Origin of the sequence: Brevibacterium luteolum (assembly GCF_025147615.1) — a bacterium.
GTDB lineage: Bacteria > Actinomycetota > Actinomycetes > Actinomycetales > Brevibacteriaceae > Brevibacterium > Brevibacterium luteolum.
Genome location: NZ_JALXPM010000055.1, coordinates 1 through 16,036, shown reverse-complemented (window position 1 = coordinate 16,036; position 16,036 = coordinate 1). Strand labels below are relative to the sequence as shown.

Annotated in this window: 12 protein-coding genes; 4 read left to right on the top strand and 8 right to left on the bottom strand. The window is 67.6% G+C overall.

The window, feature by feature from the left end; all coding sequences use genetic code 11:
- Positions 1-19: 19 nt before the first annotated feature.
- Both M3C25_RS11740 and M3C25_RS11735 read right to left on the bottom strand, forming a co-directional pair.
- Positions 20-1,525, bottom strand: coding sequence for a sensor histidine kinase (locus tag M3C25_RS11740; protein WP_170274768.1), 1,506 nt, complete (start codon positions 1,523-1,525; stop codon positions 20-22).
- 16 nt (positions 1,526-1,541) lie between these two features.
- A complete protein-coding gene (locus M3C25_RS11735) occupies positions 1,542-6,428 on the bottom strand; it encodes an NAD-glutamate dehydrogenase (protein ID WP_259856844.1) in 4,887 nt (1,628 codons plus the stop codon).
- 140 nt (positions 6,429-6,568) lie between these two features.
- Here M3C25_RS11735 and M3C25_RS11730 point away from each other — a divergent pair, with 140 nt between their 5' ends.
- Positions 6,569-7,057 (top strand): DUF2505 domain-containing protein, encoded by a 489-nt coding sequence (locus tag M3C25_RS11730; protein WP_259856838.1) that lies wholly within the window; start codon positions 6,569-6,571, stop codon positions 7,055-7,057.
- Here the strand turns inward: M3C25_RS11730 and M3C25_RS11725 are convergent.
- The 3 genes from M3C25_RS11725 to M3C25_RS11715 are packed head-to-tail and all read right to left on the bottom strand — an operon-like array spanning position 6,980 to position 9,392.
- Positions 6,980-7,471, bottom strand: a complete 492-nt coding sequence (locus M3C25_RS11725) for a DUF6912 family protein (protein ID WP_146004403.1) — start codon at positions 7,469-7,471, stop codon at positions 6,980-6,982. The genes M3C25_RS11730 and M3C25_RS11725 overlap by 78 nt on opposite strands.
- Complete coding sequence (locus M3C25_RS11720; protein ID WP_259856836.1) at positions 7,468-8,763, bottom strand: CpaE/TadZ family protein; 1,296 nt, start codon at positions 8,761-8,763, stop codon at positions 7,468-7,470. The genes M3C25_RS11725 and M3C25_RS11720 overlap by 4 nt, the downstream gene beginning before the upstream one ends.
- Complete coding sequence (locus M3C25_RS11715; protein ID WP_259856834.1) at positions 8,760-9,392, bottom strand: CpaB family protein; 633 nt, start codon at positions 9,390-9,392, stop codon at positions 8,760-8,762. The genes M3C25_RS11720 and M3C25_RS11715 overlap by 4 nt, the downstream gene beginning before the upstream one ends.
- A gap of 239 nt (positions 9,393-9,631) precedes the next feature.
- Here M3C25_RS11715 and M3C25_RS11710 point away from each other — a divergent pair, with 239 nt between their 5' ends.
- On the top strand, positions 9,632-9,853 hold the full coding sequence (locus M3C25_RS11710; RefSeq protein ID WP_102162876.1) for a helix-turn-helix domain-containing protein: 222 nt from the start codon (positions 9,632-9,634) through the stop codon (positions 9,851-9,853).
- Between the two features lie 3 nt (positions 9,854-9,856).
- Here the strand turns inward: M3C25_RS11710 and M3C25_RS11705 are convergent, their stop codons facing one another.
- Positions 9,857-10,435, bottom strand: a complete 579-nt coding sequence (locus M3C25_RS11705; protein WP_259799385.1) for a hypothetical protein — start codon at positions 10,433-10,435, stop codon at positions 9,857-9,859.
- A gap of 165 nt (positions 10,436-10,600) precedes the next feature.
- Between M3C25_RS11705 and M3C25_RS11700 the strand changes: the two genes are divergently transcribed.
- Both M3C25_RS11700 and M3C25_RS11695 read left to right on the top strand, forming a co-directional pair.
- Positions 10,601-11,395: a LysM peptidoglycan-binding domain-containing protein gene (locus M3C25_RS11700; RefSeq protein WP_259856833.1), complete on the top strand. Its 795-nt coding sequence runs from the start codon at positions 10,601-10,603 to the stop codon at positions 11,393-11,395.
- A complete protein-coding gene (locus M3C25_RS11695) occupies positions 11,392-11,889 on the top strand; it encodes an Rv3235 family protein (protein WP_102162873.1) in 498 nt (165 codons plus the stop codon). Before M3C25_RS11700 ends, M3C25_RS11695 begins: the two co-directional genes overlap by 4 nt.
- Before the next feature lie 102 nt (positions 11,890-11,991).
- On the opposite strand, the gene secA is transcribed toward M3C25_RS11695, so the two are convergent.
- Together secA and M3C25_RS11685 are read right to left on the bottom strand one after the other, a co-directional pair.
- Positions 11,992-14,724: a preprotein translocase subunit SecA gene (gene secA / locus M3C25_RS11690; protein WP_259856831.1), complete on the bottom strand. Its 2,733-nt coding sequence runs from the start codon at positions 14,722-14,724 to the stop codon at positions 11,992-11,994.
- 104 nt (positions 14,725-14,828) lie between these two features.
- Positions 14,829-16,036 (bottom strand): winged helix-turn-helix domain-containing protein (locus M3C25_RS11685; protein ID WP_259856829.1); only part of this gene is annotated, 1,208 nt, incomplete at its 5' end.

The following is a 16,036-nucleotide window of genomic DNA, read 5'->3' as shown; positions in this document are numbered from 1 at the left end:
GCCGCTGCTGTATGTTCACTCAGCGGTCGCGGCCGAGCGGCACGTCGATGATGACGGCGGTGCCGCCTCCTTTGCGAGCCTGCCAGGTGATCTCCCCGCCCAGATCGGTGGAGACGAGCGTCTTGACGATCTGGGTGCCGAGTCCGCTGCCGGGCCCCTGTTCCTCCGGCAGGCCGACGCCGTCATCGGCGACGGTGACACGCAGCCGGTTGCCGACGCGTTCGGGTTCGACCCACACGGTGGCCTGCAGACGCTCATCGGTGGCGGGCTTCTTGAGATCGAGCGGGAAGCCGTGCTCGACGGCATTGGTCACCAGCTCGGTGAGCGCCAGTGCCAGGGACGTCGCATCGACCGAGGAGATCTTGCCGAAGCTGCCGGTGCGCTGCAGGGTGATTTCGACGTGCGGGCTGGCGAGCTCGGGAGTGAGTTTGAGGCCCTTGTCGACGATCTCATCGAAATCGACCTCGCTGTCAAGGCCCTGACTGAGCACATCGTGGACGACGGCGATGATCGACACGCGGCGCGTCGCCTCCTCCAGCGCACCCTTCGCCTCGGCCGACGAGATGCGGCGGGTCTGCAGGCGCAGGAGCGCCGCAACCGTCTGCAGATTGTTCTTCACCCGGTGGTGCATCTCACGGATCATCGCGTCACGGCTGAGCAGCTGCCGGTCCCGCCGGCGGATCTCGGACACATCGCGCAGCAGGATCGCCGCCCCGATCCGGTTGCCGGCACGGGTGAACGGGATTGCGCGCAGGGTCACGATAACGCTGCCGGATTCGACTTCGGTGCTCCACGGTGCGCGACCGGTCAGCACAACCGGGAGGGTCTCATCGACCGGCCGGAGCTGCTCGACGAGGCCGGCGACGACCTCGTTGAGGTAACGGCCCTCCAGTTCGTCATCGTGGCCGAGGCGGTGGAGGACGGAGATGCCGTTGGGCGAGGCATAGCGCACCCGCCCCTCGCGGTTGAGCACGACTATCCCGTCGCCGACGCGGGAGTCGCCGTGGTGGCCGGCGGCATCGTCGTCGAGGTTGGGGTAGTCGCCCTCGGCGATCATCGTCAGCAGCATCGAAGCGCATGCCCGGTAGTTGCGTTCCAGCCGCGAGGACACGCTGCGGCGCAGCTCCTCAGTGTGCCGGGTGAGCACGGCGATGACCCGGCCCTCGCGCACGACCGGCACCACCTCGGCACCGGCGATCGGAGCGCTGGAATCGTGGATCTCGTCCTGGCCGGGAGCGATGATGATCTCCTGGCTGTCCCACGCCCGCTGCATGAGCTCTGTTTCGATGCCGACGCTGATGAGCCCGACGACGTCCTCGGGGTAGGCTGTCGCCCCGGTGGTCGGCCGGCAGTGGGCGGCCACCCGGAACCTGCCCGGCGCCTCGGTGGCGGGAACCCACAGCAGCAGGTCGGCGAACGACAGGTCAGCCAACAGCTGCCAGTCGCCGACGAGGGTGCTGAGCCACTCAAAATCCCGCTGGTCGGTGAAGTGCTCAGTGGCGTCGATGTCGCTGTGCGGGTGCATCGTCTTCTCCCCGGTCTCAGCTCTCCTCTGACTGCCAGACAGTCGAGCGGACGATGCCGCGCATCATGCGCAGCAGCACCGACAGCGGCGTCTGGGTGACGGTGTCGAGCTGGCGGATCTCATCGATCGTCTCGAGCACCTGGCCCAGCGATGCCTCGTTGTTCTCACGCCACTGGGCGATGCGGTGCTGGGCGCGCTCGGCTGGGGTCGCCCCCTCCGCCTCGGTCGCCGAGAGCACGGTGAGCACGACGGCGAAGACGGCCTGGTAGTAGTCATCGCGCATCGCACCGCGAGCCAACGCCGACCAGCGGTCGGAGCGGTCGAGTTCGCCGATGAGCTGCAGCAGCTCGGCACCGGAGAGCAGGTCGGTGACCTGGTAGTACACCTCGGCGACGTCCTCGCCGTGGATGCTGAGCCGGTTGGCGATCTGGGCGACGTCGAGCAGCGCGAACTCGTCGAGCAGCGCCGCCGCCCGGTAGGCGACCGATTCCGGCACGCCTTCGGCGATGAACGCCTGGGCGTTGGACTCCAGCTCGCGGGCGTCGGTGCCTTCGAGCAGTTGCGGGACCTGCGGGCGCAGCTGTTCGAGGATCGAGCCGTAGCGCTCGATGCCCGAGGGCACGTCGAGGTGCGTCGGCGCCTGGTGGACGAGCCACCGGGAGGCGCGGTCGAGCAGCCGCACGTAGCCGTGCTGGAGTTTGACCTGGACGCTGGAGTCGACGACGTTGTCGAGTGCGCAGATGTCGTCGAAGTGGCTGTCGAGGTCGAAGATCTCGCTGACGACGGTGAAGACGCGGGCGATCTGCGGGATCGTCGCACCGGTCTCCTCGACCATCCGGAAGATGTACGTCAGTCCGCCGCGGTCAACCATCCGGTTGACGAGGCGTGCGGTGGCGATCTGGCGGCGCAGCGGATGCTCGGCGAAGTGCTCGCCGAAGCGCTCGGCGAGGCTGGCCGGGAAGTAGGCGAGCAGGTGCTCGTTGGTCCACTCCTCGTCCGGCACGTCGCTGTCGAGGATCGCATCAGCGGCGTTCATCTTGACGTAGGCCAGCAGCACGGCCAGTTCCGGCGAGGTCAGTCCCCCGCCGGTCGAGGTGCGGTTGGCCAGCTGCTTGGTCGTCGGCAGGAACTCGACAGCCCGGTCGAGGTCGGCGTTGCGCTCCAGGTAGCGCATGAGGCGGCGGTGGGTGCCGGACATGACGTCGGCGCCGTCGCGGGCCTCACCGAGGAGGACGTTCTGGCTGTAGTTGTTCGCCAGCACCTTGTCGGCGACCTCGTCGGTCATCGACAGCAGCACGTCGACGCGCTCATCAGAGCTGAAGGCCCCGTTCTTGATGAGGGTGTCGAGCAGCAGCTTGATGTTGACTTCCTGGTCAGAGGAGTCGACACCGGCAGAGTTGTCGACGGCGTCGGTGTTGATCTTCACGCCGCCGAGTGCCGCCTCGACGCGGCCGAGCTGAGTGGCACCGAGGTTGCCGCCCTCACCGACGACGCGCACGCGCAGCTCAGCACCATCGACGCGGATAGCGTCGTTGGCCTTGTCGCCGACGTCAGCGGCGGTCTCCTGGGAGGACTTGATGTAGGTGCCGATGCCGCCGTTGTACAGCAGGTCGACCGGGGCACAAAGGATGCCGCGGATGAGGTCGTTGGGCCGGTACTGGCCGGGGCTCATGCCAAGACGCTTGGCGGCCTGTTCGCTCAGCTTCACGGACTTCGAGGACCGGGAGTACACTCCGCCGCCTGCGGAGATGAGCTCCGGGTTGTAGTCCTGCCATGAGGAGCGCGGCAGCTCGAAGAGCCGGCGCCGTTCAGCGAACGACTGGGCCGGATCCGGGTCCGGGTCGATGAAGATGTCGCGGTGGTCGAAGGCGGCGACGAGCTTGATGTGCTCGCTGCGCTGCATGCCGTTGCCGAACACGTCACCGCTCATATCGCCGATGCCCACGACGGTGAAGTCATCGGTGGCGGTGTTGACGCTGAGTTCGCGGAAGTGGCGTTCGACGGACTTCCAGGCACCACGGGAGGTGATGGCCATCGCCTTGTGGTCGTAGCCGACCGAGCCGCCGGAGGCGAACGCGTCGCCGAGCCAGAAGCTGCGGCTGGTGGCGATCCCGTTGGCGACGTCGGAGAACCGGGCGGTGCCCTTGTCGGCTGCGACGACGAGGTAGGAGTCGTCGTCATCGTGGATGACGGTCCGCTCGGGGTGGACGACGACATTGCCCTCGGGGGTGTATTCGAGGTTGTCGGTGACGTCGAGCAGGGAGTTGATGAACACCTCGTAGGCGGCCTGTCCGGCGGCCTGCCAGGCATCGCGGTCCTGTGCGGGATCCGGCAGCTGCTTGGGCACGAATCCGCCCTTGGCGCCGGTGGGCACGATGAGGGCGTTCTTGACCATCTGCGCCTTGACGAGTCCGAGCACCTCGGTGCGGAAGTCATCGCGGCGATCCGACCAGCGCAGGCCGCCGCGGGCGACCTTGCCGAAGCGCAGGTGCACGCCTTCGACCTCGGGTGAGTACACCCACATCTCGTAGGCCGGCTTGGGCTTGGGTACGAAGTCGAGCTGCGGGGGCAGGATCTTGTACACCGCCGCCCGGGGCAGCGAGCCGTCCTCGGGCTGGAAGACGTTGGTGCGGACGGTCGCGTCGATGAGTGAGAGCACTGCCCGCAGCACACGGTCGGCATCGAGGCTGGTGACCTCCGACAGTGCCTGCTCGATGCGGTGGTGGATCTGGGCGATGTGCTCCTCACGCGTCCCGACGGCCGGGGTCAGGTCCGGGTCGAACTTCGCGTGGAAGTAGCCGAGCAGCAGCGCTGAGAGGTCCGGGTTCGAGGTGAACACGGAGCCGAGGTATTTGTCCGAGTAGGAGAAGCCGGCCTGGCGCAGGTAGTGGGTGAAGGCGCGCAGCACGGCGAGGTCCTGCCACGGCAGGCCGGCGACGATGAGCCGGTCCATGCTGCCGGTCTCGCGCAGGCCCTTCCAGCCGGCGGCGAAGGCCTCTTCGATGCGCTCGAAGTCCTGCGAGGAGATCTCGTCTTCGAACTCGAGTCCGAAGTCGTAGATGTAGCGGCAGCTGCCATCAGGCAGGTCGATCTCGTAGGGCCGTTCGTCGAGGACGGAGGCGCCGAGGTTCGACAGGAACGGCAGGATCTCCGACAGGCCTGCCGGGTTGAGCCGGTAGAACGACAGGCGGGCCTGGTTGCGCGGCACTCCCCTGGGCCGGACCATCTTGACAAGCGGTTCGTCATCGCTGTCGTGTTGCTCGAACAGGGCGATGTCCTCAACAGCGTCCTGCGGGGTGTTGTATTCGATGTAGGACGGCGGGAACGCCTCGGACCAGGTGCGCGCCCGGTCGAGTTCGGCTGCGGTGTGGCGGGCGTTGTGCGGGGCGAGGTACTCCCACACGTCCTCGGACCAGGAGCGCAGCGCGCTGGTGATCCGCTCGGACACGGTGTGCGCGTCGACCTCGGGCAGGCTGATGTTGCGCGGGACCCGGGCGACGAAGTGCAGGCGGGCGAGCGCCGACTCACTGAGCAGCACATCGAAATCGACGGTGTCGGCTTGGTAGGCGTCGCGCAGCACCTTCTCCACCCGAAGGCGCGAGTCGGTGTCGTAGAGGTCGCGGGGGACGTAGACGAGCACGGAGACGTAGCGGGCGTAGGGGTCGCGGCGGATGAAGACGCGGGACTCGCGCTTCTCCTTCAGATCGAGGACCTGCATGACGACCTCGAAGATCTCCTCGACATCGGCGTGGAAGAGATCATCGCGCGGGTAGGTCTCCAGGATCGAGAGCAGCTCGTCACCGGAGTGGGTGTCGCGTTCGACGCCGGATTCGCGCAGGATCCAAGCGACCTTCTGCCGGATCACCGGGATGTCGAGGACGGAGGCGTTGTACATGCCCGAGGTGTAGAGGCCGACGAAGCGGCGCTCACCGATGACCGCCCCGTTCGCGTCATAGGTCTTGACGCCGACGTAGTCGAGGTAGCTGCGGCGGATGACGTGCGAGCGCGAGTTCGCCTTCGTCAGCACGAGCACACGCGGCTCTTCGGCGCGGGCGGCGACGTTCTTCGACAGCTGCGAGGACCGGGCCGGGCGCAGCGCGGAGATGCCCATCGCGGTGCCCTCGATCGGGTGCAGGGCGAGTTGCTCGCCGGTGGTGTCGAGCGAGTACTCCCGGTAGCCGAGGAACGCGAACCGGCCGGAGAGCCAGTCGAGCAGCTCGGCGGATTCGGCGGCTTCGTCGGCCAGCTCGGGCCGCGGTGGGGTGCTGCGCAGCTGTTCGGCCAGTTCATGGGCGCGTGTGCGCATCTGCTCGCGGTCGGCTTCGGCGGCGATGACGTATTCGAGGACACGGGCGATCTGGGCGCGCAGCTCGTCGAACTGCTCCTCGGGCACCTGGTCGATCTCCAGGTGGACCCAGGACTCCTTCGCCCGGGTCGTCGACGACATCCCCGGGGTGATGGTCGGCAGCGCCGAGGTCGAGGTGGTGGTGCGGGACAGTTCGGCCGAGGGCACGATCTGCAGCTGGTCGCCGGCGCGCTCGGTGACGATGATCGGGTGGCGCACTGCGCGGATGTTGTGTCCGGCGCCGGTGAGCTCGGAGATGATCGACGACAGCGTGTAGCGGGTGTCGGGCAGCACGATGTTGATGACGGTGCGGTTGCCGGCGTAGTCGGCATCGCTGGCTGAGAGGTTGGTCAGCGAGACGACGGGGGTGGTGCCGTCGAAGCCGCGGGCGACGTCGTAGTGCCGGGCGGCGGACGCGGCGAGGGCTTTGGGCCCGTAGGTCTCATACTCGGCGTCGCTGATGCGGGGGAAGTACGCGGGGATGAGGTCGGCGGGAGGAATCGATCCCGTCAGGTCTGTCCACGCTTGTGCAATCTCGGTCGAGCGGACCTCGGTCACTATGTCACCTTCTCATTGGTCAGTACATGAGGCGATGGACAGCAGCCTCGCTGCCCGCCTCTACCCTAACCGCGAATGAGGCGGTTTTCATGCCCGCAGCCGGGTCGGCTCGCCAGTACCCGACATGGCAGACTGACACCATGAAGACGATCACCGCACAGCGCCGTTCGACCGCCCCGCTGCACCGTATTCTCGCTCGCCTGGAGTCACGTGAGATATGGGAGCATGCCACCGCCGAGGCGACGGTCACCGGTTCGGTCGCCGAGGGTCTGCAGGTGCGCACTTCGGCTCCGCTGCCGGCTGACGAGGTGCCGGACTCCGCGCGCCGGTTCCTGCCGGAGACCGCGCGCATCGAACAGGACTTCTCACTTCCGGCGACCGCTGCCGATGCGTCCTCAGCGCGGGCTCAGCAGTCGACCCAGGTGCCCGGGGTGCCGGTCGCGGTCAGCGCCGTCATCGACTTCGCTGCCGCCGATCCTGCCGATATCAGCGGTTCGGGCACCGAGATCTCCGTTGTCGCCGAGGTGACCTCGTCGATTCCGCTGTTCGGCTCAGCTGTCGAGGCCGCGATCGCCCCGACCGTCGAACGGCTGCTGGGCGAACGCCTCGAGGAGATCGCCGACCTCTGAGGCGTCGAACCACAGCAGCGGCGAGGACCGCAGCAGCGCAGCAGCCGCCTCCTGATCGTCCGGCAGGGCCGCGACGACTTCGGGGTCGTCGATGTGGAAGCTCACAACCCGGCTCGGGTCGACGCTGAACGGGCCGAAGGCCTCCAGGCCGGCGCCGACGGAGCGAACCTGGGTGCCGAGTACCGGGATGTCGCAGGCGATGACGACGCGGGAGCCGCCTGTGCGCAACGCCTCGTCGAGGCAGGCTTCGGCGGCTGTCATCTGTGCGGTGAATTCGGCTTCTTCACCGGCATCAGAGCGCAGTGCGCGCCCATTGGCGTCAGGGGCGAAGGCGAGCACATCGGTGATCGCCGGCCAGGCGGAGACGAGATGGTGAGAGGTCACGGGGACGTATGCGCGCACATATGAGCTCATGTGGCCATTGTCCTCCGGCGCAGCCGCGGAAGGCGAACCCGACGCGCGGCCGCCGGCTTGGAGCTGCGGTCGCGGCGGCGCAGCTGCGGTTCGGGCAGCCCGGGCAGGGCTGCGGCAAGCTGACCGAGCGCGCGGCTGAGCGGGCTGCGCGGGGAGTGTTCGGTGATCGCCTGCCCGGCCAGCACCGCAGCGTCGACATTCGCTCGGTCATCGGGCAGGTAGTGGCAGCCGTCGAGTCCGAGGAACCGGGACAGTGTCGCGTCGATCGCCGTCTGCGGGTCAGCGCCGACCGCTGAGGCGCGGGCCTTGTTCATGACGATCGTGGCGGTCTCGCGCAGCTCCTCACCGCGCTCGGTCTCCAGCAGCCGCACCAGCCGCTGAATGCCCAGCGGGTCGGCCTGGGCGATGAGCAGCGTGTGGTCGGCGCGGTCGAGGACCGCCCGGGTGGCGGCGTGCCGGTCGTAGTGCGGGTCGGCGAATTCGTCATCGGGGTCGATGCGATCGGTGATGTCGACGATGACGACATCGGCGGTGGCGGCTGCGGCATCGAGGATCGTGCTCAGCAGCGCTGGGCGGACTTCCGGCCAGCGGCTGGCGCGGCTGAGACCGGTGACGAGATGCAGGCGCGGGCTGATCGCCGTCAGGTGCCGGCTGAACAGTTCCGGGGTCAGGACGCCGCTGGCTGCGCGGCGGCACAGTGCTGCCAGCTGCGGGGCATCGTCGACGACGCCGAGCATGGCCGCCTGTCCGGCGGTGACGGTGTCGGCGTCGATGAGGACGACGGAGGTGCCCTGGCTGCTGAGCAGATACGCAAGTCCGGCAGCTACGGTCGAGCGGCCCGGGGCTGAGCCGGTTCCCCACACGGCGATGACCGGTCCGGGTTCGCGGGTCTGGGCAGCCCGCGGTGGTTCGGCAGGCCTGGGCGGGACGGCCACCGACTGGGCGCAGTCGCGCACCGCGGCGAGGAACACCTCGGGCGGGTCCCACGGGGAGACGTGGCTGCGCACACCCCAGGCGCGGAACTGCTCCTCGTCGTCCCCGAGGCCCAGCAGGCGGGCGCCGGTGCCATGGAGGCGGCGGACCACCTCGGCGTCGAGACCCGGGAATTCGCGGCCGAGCACGACAACAGCGCCCATCCCCGCACTGGCTGCGGCGAGCAGCTCGACCTCATCGGCCGGGCGGCGCACGATCGTGAAATCGGGTGCGTCGCTCAGCCGTGCGGTCACGGTCGGTTCGTGGTCCCGGTCGACGGCGACGATGACGCCGGTGGGCACAGGCGGATGGGCGCTCATCCATGCTCCGGGACTGCCGCGACGGAGATGTGATGCTCACCGGCCAGGGCCGTGAGCACGGCGTCGATGTCCTCGGTGGGGACGAAGACCTCGATCCGGTTGGTGTTCGCACCGGCGAACCCGCCGCTGTCGCGATCGACGGAGATGACGGCGACACTGCTGAGGATGAGCTCGGGTGCTGAGTCTTCGATGCGGGTGTCGGTGCCCCACAGGTCGATCGTCGAACCGGCGTCGACCTGACCGGGCAGTCCGCCTGGCACATCGAGGGCGATGACGCGGCCGGCCAGCTGGTCGGCCGTGCCGACCTGGGAGGCCGGGATGAGTTCGCCGGGGGCGATGCTGGAGAGCACGGTCGCTCCGGCAGGGATCTCTGCGCTGGTCGGCAGGTAGTGCTCCTCCGCCTCGGTTATCCGCACTTCTGTGGCGCTGAGGTCATCGGCGGTGATGGCGTGGCCGGGCACGAGCGGGCGGGAGGCGGTCCAGACGGTCATCGTGTTGGCTGCCTGGTTGACGATGAACCAGGTGCCGAGGATCGAGGCGGCGACGATGAGCGCTCCGATGATGAGCTTGGGGTCGCGCCAGCGCGGTGGGCGCAGCCGTTCGGCGCGCTTGGGTTCGCGGAAGGACATGGAGCTCCTTTGCTCGAGGGGACTGCAGTGGCGGGTCGGTCGGTGCCGGCCCGCCATCTCGGACTACCTTACATATAAGGCGACGCATGGGAACAGGGCTGTGGACAACACCACTGTCCACAAGTCACAGCGAACGCCACGATCTGGCAGCAAAGTCGTCTATGATGGAGGCGATCACAACGAGCTGCAGAGCACCGGGCGCGAGCGCCTGCGTGCGCAGCTGCAAAGGAGTGCCGATCATGGTTGCCGAAGTCCGCTTCCTCCCCCTCACCGACGTCGCGGAGATCCTGAATGTCACCGTCACGCAGGCGCGCGCTCTTGTGCGCTCCGGTGAGCTGCGCGCCATCAAGGTCGGTGGCCGCGGGCAGTGGCGGATCGAGAAGGCTGAGCTGGAGGACTACATTCAGCGGATGTACTCCCAGACTCAGCAGGAGATCCGGGAAGGCCGCGTCGACGTCTGAGCGTCAGACACTGTCACCTGGCGTGAGGTCCTGCACTGCTGCCAGCGCATGCAGCGGCACAAGATCGACGGCGGCTCCGCGGCGGATCTGCAGGTAGTCAGCGCCGACGGCATCGACCATTCCCTCCAACACCTGGCCGTCGGATCCGCAGAACACCCGGCATTCGCGTCGGCCTTCGCCGAACCTGCGCAGCGGGGAGCGGATCGACAGCCGGGAGATGACGGCATCAGAGCCGTGGGCGACCCGGCGCATGCGCAGATGGTCGACCCGAGCCAGGTTCACCAGCGCCCGTGGGGCGCCGGGCACCCGTCCGCGCAGCAGCACCCACTGCTGCCCCACTGCATCGATGATGCCGTCGAACCATGTGCGCGCGACATGCACCTCGACCGGAGCGCCGACAGCACCGGCGAGCCGGTGGGCGAGACCGTGATCGGCGAACTCTCCTGCGACAAGATCCCCGAGCTCACCCATCCGCTCATGGGCGGTGCGCCCCTGTTCCTCAGCGGCGAGGTCGGCGAAGAGCGCCTCGACGCGATCGACACCTGAGGTGTCGTCTCCGCGCGGTGATGTCGGCTCAGTCATGAGCCCATGATCGCAGAACAGCGAACGCCGGGCACGGGTTCCGCACACACCTCAGCTCAATCTCTGTCATTCGAATCCAGTCGAATCTCAATACTACTTTTTAGTATCTATTGACTTCGTTTACTATGCTTTGTCATTCTTATAAGCACATTGATAGGAGTTGAAATGCTGATCTGGCTGACACGGCTGCTGAGCCTCACACACATCGTCATGACCCTGTGGCTGTGTGCCAGCGCCCCGGAGCTGATGGCGGCGCTCGGTCAAGGTGACATCGGCGCCGGTCTGGTGCTCATCGCCGGCAGTGCAGCAGTCCTCGCCGGTGCGCGTCTCACGTGCGCCACGGTGCTCAGTGGTCTCGCCCATGCGACTCGGCTGTTCGGTCACGTGGCTGCCGACCGCTGCGCCCAGGCGGCGATTGCGATGAGCCCGGCCAGGTTCCGGCGTGTTGTCGCCGCCTCGTGTGCCGGCCTCATCCTGACAGGCACCGGCTTCGCGACGGCCGCCGCGGCAACACCCGATGCGCCGTCTCCCGGCTGGCCGACCCGCCCTGCAGAGTCGAGCACGACAGCGCCCTCCTCCCCTGGCTGGCCGACCCGGTCGCCGGACTCACCGTCCGCCGGCCCGACTGACAGCCCGGCTCCGCCATCGGAGGAATCGACGTCACCGACTGCCGATGACGAGGACCCGACCACTCCCTATCCGGACGCTCCCACGCAGCAGCCCGGCACCTCGGGAACGGACAACGGCAGGGACTCAGATGATCACAGAACCCCGGCCTCGCCTGACGTTGCAACGGTGAGCGCAGGAGATTCCCTCTGGACGATCGCCGCCGAGCACTACGCCGGGGCCGAGAGCGCAGAGCTCATTGATCGCGTTGATGCGATCCACGACGCCAACCGGCACATCATCGGTGCCGACCCGAACCTCATCATGCCTGGACAGCGATTGGAGATGCCATGACCACGATGATGACCGACGCCGCACCCGGCGAACTGACCCTCACCCGCCCCAGGCCGCGCGCCGAGACTGCACCGAGACAGGCACCGTCGCCAGTTCCGGCTGCCACGCGGCGACCGGAACCCGAGTCCAGCCGCGCAGCGGAGGCCGAGCAACAGGACCTCATCGAAGCGCTGCAGGCGGCCGCGTCGTCACTGTCGGTGGCGATCATCGAGATCTTCGGCGGCACGCGTGCCCCGTCATCGGTCGGCAAATGGGTGGCCCCGGATCTCTTCGAGCGGATCCGCGCGCATGCCGCATACCGGCAGCAGCTGGCCAAGGCGGCACCACCGCGTCCTGCGATGCTCTCTGCTGGCAACCCGCGGGTGTGCCTTGTCGGCCCGCGCGTGGCCGAGGCGGCGGTCGTCGTCAACACCGGCCGGCGCCACCGTGCGGTCGCCCTGCGGTTGGAGCACATCCGCAACCGGTGGCTCGTCACCCAGCTGGAAACCGCCTGAACCGCTGGAGACCGCCTGAGCCAACCGTCGATTCGTCCGTGAATGCTGATGGCGGCCTGCGGCAGCGGATGCTGCCGACAGACCGCCATCACGAGCTGGTGATCAGCGCTTCTTCTTGGCCTTGCGGCGCTCAGCCCGGTTGGCCGGGGCCGGTGCGGAGTCTTCGTCGGCTCCGGCGGCAGAGCCGCCGCTGGTCTGGCCGTTGGAGCGCATGACCTGGGCGTCGCCGGTCTCGCTCGGGGCGGAGAGCTGCATCTTCGGCTTCTTCGGCTTGAGCTCTTCGGCTTCGACCTCGACGAAGTCGTCGCTGGGATCCTCAAGGTCCTCGCCCGGGTTGATGCGGACCTGGACTTCGAGCTTGTTCGTCAGGCGGACAACGTCTTCCTTGATGCCCTCCTGCATGGTGTTGAACATCTCGAAGCCCTCGCGCTGGTACTCGACCAGCGGGTCGCGCTGGGCCATCGCACGCAGGCCGATGCCGTTCTTGAGGTAGTCCATCTCGTAGAGGTGCTCACGCCACCGCTTGTCGATGACCGAGAGCACGACGCGGCGCTCGAGCTCGCGCATCGCCTCCTCGCCGAGCTCCTCCTCGCGCTTGTCGTAAGCGAGGTCGGCGTCGGCGCGGATCTCCTTGAGCATCTTCTCGCGGGTGAGGTTCTCCTTGCCGCCGGCGTCATCGGCCAGGTCTTCAGGAGTGATGGAGGGGTCGTAGAGCTCTTCAAGGGCCTCGAAGAGCTTGTCGATCTCCCACTTCTCCGGCGGTCCGTTCGTCGCACCGGAGACGTAGGCGTCGAGGACGTCATCGCGGAACAGCTGCACCTGCTCGGCCAGGTCCGCGCCGTCGAGCACGCGGCGACGCTCACCGTAGATGACGGTGCGCTGGCGGTTGAGGACGTCATCGTACTTCAGGACGTTCTTGCGCTGCTCGGCGTTGCGCTGCTCGATCTGCGTCTGGGCCGACAGGATGGCGCGGGTGACCATCTTCGACTCCAGCGGCACATCGTCGGGCACATCGGCGATCGACATGATCCGCTCGGCAGCACCGGAGCCGAACAGGCGCATGAGGTCGTCCTGCAGCGACAGGTAGAAGCGGGACTCACCGGGATCGCCCTGACGGCCGGAACGACCGCGCAACTGGTTGTCGATGCGGCGGGACTCATGGCGCTCGGTGCCGAGCACATAGAGGCCACCAGCTTCGCGAACCTCCTCGGCCTCGGACTCGACGCGCTTCTCAGCCGCTGCGAGCACCTCCGGCCACAGCGCCTCGTACTCCTCCTCGTTCTCCTTCGGATCGAGGCCCTTCTCAGCCATCTCGGCAACGGCGATGTGCTCGGCATTGCCGCCGAGCATGATGTCGGTACCGCGGCCGGCCATGTTGGTGGCGACGGTGACCGCACCCTTGCGTCCGGCCAGGGCGACGATCGCAGCCTCACGCTCATGGTTCTTTGCGTTGAGCACTTCGTGGCGCACGCCCTGTTTCGACAGCTGCTTGGAGAGGTATTCGCTCTTCTCCACGCTCGTGGTGCCGATGAGCACCGGCTGGCCGTCGGCGTGGCGTTCGACGATGTCGTCGACGACGGCATCGAACTTCGCTTCGACGGTCTTGTAGACGAGGTCGGACTGGTCGACGCGCTGCATCGGCTTGTTCGTCGGGATCGGGACGACGCCGAGCTTGTAGGTCGACATGAACTCCGCTGCCTCGGTCTCGGCAGTGCCGGTCATGCCGGCGAGCTTGTCGTAGAGGCGGAAGTAGTTCTGCAGGGTGATCGTCGCCAAAGTCTGGTTCTCCGGCTTGACGTCGACGTTCTCCTTGGCCTCGATCGCCTGGTGCAGGCCCTCGTTGTAGCGGCGCCCGCGCAGGATGCGGCCGGTGTGCTCGTCGACGATGAGGATCTCGCCGTCGAGGATGACGTAGTCCTTGTCGCGCTTGAACAGCTCCTTGGCGCGGATGGCGTTGTTGAGGAAGCTGATGAGCGGGGTGTTGTCCGGGTCGTAGAGGTTCTGGATGCCGAGGTAGTTCTCGACCTTCTCGATGCCGGATTCGAGGATGCCGATGGTGCGCTTCTTCTCATCGACCTCGTAGTCGCGTTCGGCCTTGAGGCGCTTGACGACGTTGGCGAACTCGCCGTACCAGCGGTCGGCGTCGCCTTCGGCCGGGCCGGAGATGATGAGCGGGGTGCGGGCCTCATCGATGAGGATCGAGTCGACCTCATCGACGATGACGAAGTTGTGGCCGCGCTGGACCATCTCCTCAGCACTCCACGCCATGTTGTCGCGCAGGTAGTCGAAGCCGAACTCGTTGTTCGTGCCGTAGGTGATGTCGGCGGCGTACTGCTCGCGGCGGGCGGTGTTCGACATCTGCGCCATGATGCAGCCGGTCTCCATGCCGAGGAACCGGAACACACGGCCCATCAGCTCGGACTGGTAGCTGGCGAGGTAGTCGTTGACGGTGACGACGTGGACGCCCTTACCGGACAGCGCATTGAGGTAGGCCGGGGCGGTGGCGACCAGCGTCTTGCCCTCACCGGTCTTCATCTCAGCGATGTTGCCCAGGTGCAGGGCGCCGCCGCCCATGAGCTGGACGTCGAAGTGGCGCATGCCCAGGGTCCGCACGGAGGCTTCGCGGACTGCCGCGAACGCCTCGGGCAGCAGCGAGTCGAGAGTGGCGCCATCAGCGATCCGCTCCTTGAAGCGGTCGGTCTCCTCCCGGATCTCGGCGTCGGTCATCTCCTTGAACTCGTCTTCGAGATTGTTGATCGCCGTGACGTAGGTGCGCAGCTTCTTCAGCGTCCGGCCCTCGCCGGTGCGCAGCAGCTTTTCCAGGAAATTGGCCACGATTCTCCTTGTCACCCACCCGATGTGCAGGGGGTGTCGTTCTTGCTTCTGACTGTCGTCCGTCCAATAGCTTAGCGCCTGAGGGCTGAACGGCGGCTCAAACCTCAGGCGCTTTCCTGTTCGCTGACGCCGAACACCGTGCGTGTCAGCCCCAGCCAGTGCCGCATCTGCTCCAGTTCGGCCTCGAGTGCCTGCCGGCACTCATCGCGCTGGCTGCCTTCCAGCCAGTCCTCCCAGTGCACGGCGTAGACGTTGAGGTCACCGCGGTGCCGGTCAGCTGCCAGGTCGACACGGCCGACGAGCCGGTCGCCGCACAGGAACGGCAGCACATAGTAGCCGTAGATGCGCTTATCGGCAGGCGTGTAGATCTCGATGCGGTAGTCGAAGCCGAACAGCCAGCTGACCCGCCGGCGGTTGAACACGAGCGGGTCGAAAGGCGCCAGCAGCGCACACGCCTCGACCCGCCTCGGGACCGGGGCCTCGTGCCAGCGGTAGGCGCGCTGCCCGGCGACGTCGACTTCGATGAGCTCCCCGGTGCCGACGAGCGTCGTGATCGCAGCGCGGGTGTCGGCACGGCGGGCCCGGTAGTAGTCGGCGAAGCAGTCGAGTGTGCCGATGCCCAGAGCCCGGGCGGCGGTGCGCATCGGGGCGAGCATCTCATCGTCGACGCCGGTCACACCGCGCGGGATCCGCCCGGTCTCCGGCCGCAGCCCGAGGGTGGGGTCGTCCTCGGGGCCGAAGCGCAGCGGCGGCTGGGTCAGTGCCGGGTGGACGTCGGCGGGCAGGGCGTAGAGGCGCTCGAAGTGCTGGTTGCGCCCGGCAGCAGAGATGCGGCCTGCGTGGAAGAGGGCTTCGGCGGCGCGCTTCGTGTGGCTGTGGTTCCAGCCCCAGTGGTCCTTGGGACGTTCGGGGATCGCATGGTCGACGCGCTCGGCCAGCTGCCGGGCGGTTGCGGGCCCGGCCTGCAGGGCGGCTTCGACATCGTGCATGAGTGCGACGAAGTCCGCGCCGGTCTCTGGGTGGCGCTGGCCGAGGTCGCGGCGGAACCATTCGGCGCGCCTGCGGTGCCAGCCGTTGACGATCTCGATCGGTGCGTAGGCGGCTTCGTGGCTCCAGTATTCGACGCCCATCCGCGGAGCGGAGTTGAAGAGCCGGTCGAGCCGGGTCGTGTCATAGGGCCCGAGCCGGGAGAAGAACGGCAGGTAGTGGGCGCGCACGAGCCGAGCGACCGAGTCGATCTGCACGACGCCGAGGCGTTCGAAGGTGCGTCTGAGGTGCCCGGCGTTGACGGTGAACGGGCGGGGCTTGGAGA

Coding starts and splice junctions, on each gene's coding strand:
- M3C25_RS11730 (WP_259856838.1), top strand. CDS start 6,569: ATGAAGACGATCACCGCACAGCGCCGTTCGACCGCCCCGCTGCACCGT.
- M3C25_RS11725 (WP_146004403.1), bottom strand. CDS start 7,471: ATGAGCTCATATGTGCGCGCATACGTCCCCGTGACCTCTCACCATCTC.
- M3C25_RS11700 (WP_259856833.1), top strand. CDS start 10,601: ATGCTGATCTGGCTGACACGGCTGCTGAGCCTCACACACATCGTCATG.
- M3C25_RS11715 (WP_259856834.1), bottom strand. CDS start 9,392: ATGTCCTTCCGCGAACCCAAGCGCGCCGAACGGCTGCGCCCACCGCGC.
- M3C25_RS11705 (WP_259799385.1), bottom strand. CDS start 10,435: ATGACTGAGCCGACATCACCGCGCGGAGACGACACCTCAGGTGTCGAT.
- M3C25_RS11740 (WP_170274768.1), bottom strand. CDS start 1,525: ATGCACCCGCACAGCGACATCGACGCCACTGAGCACTTCACCGACCAG.
- M3C25_RS11695 (WP_102162873.1), top strand. CDS start 11,392: ATGACCACGATGATGACCGACGCCGCACCCGGCGAACTGACCCTCACC.
- M3C25_RS11720 (WP_259856836.1), bottom strand. CDS start 8,763: ATGAGCGCCCATCCGCCTGTGCCCACCGGCGTCATCGTCGCCGTCGAC.
- M3C25_RS11710 (WP_102162876.1), top strand. CDS start 9,632: ATGGTTGCCGAAGTCCGCTTCCTCCCCCTCACCGACGTCGCGGAGATC.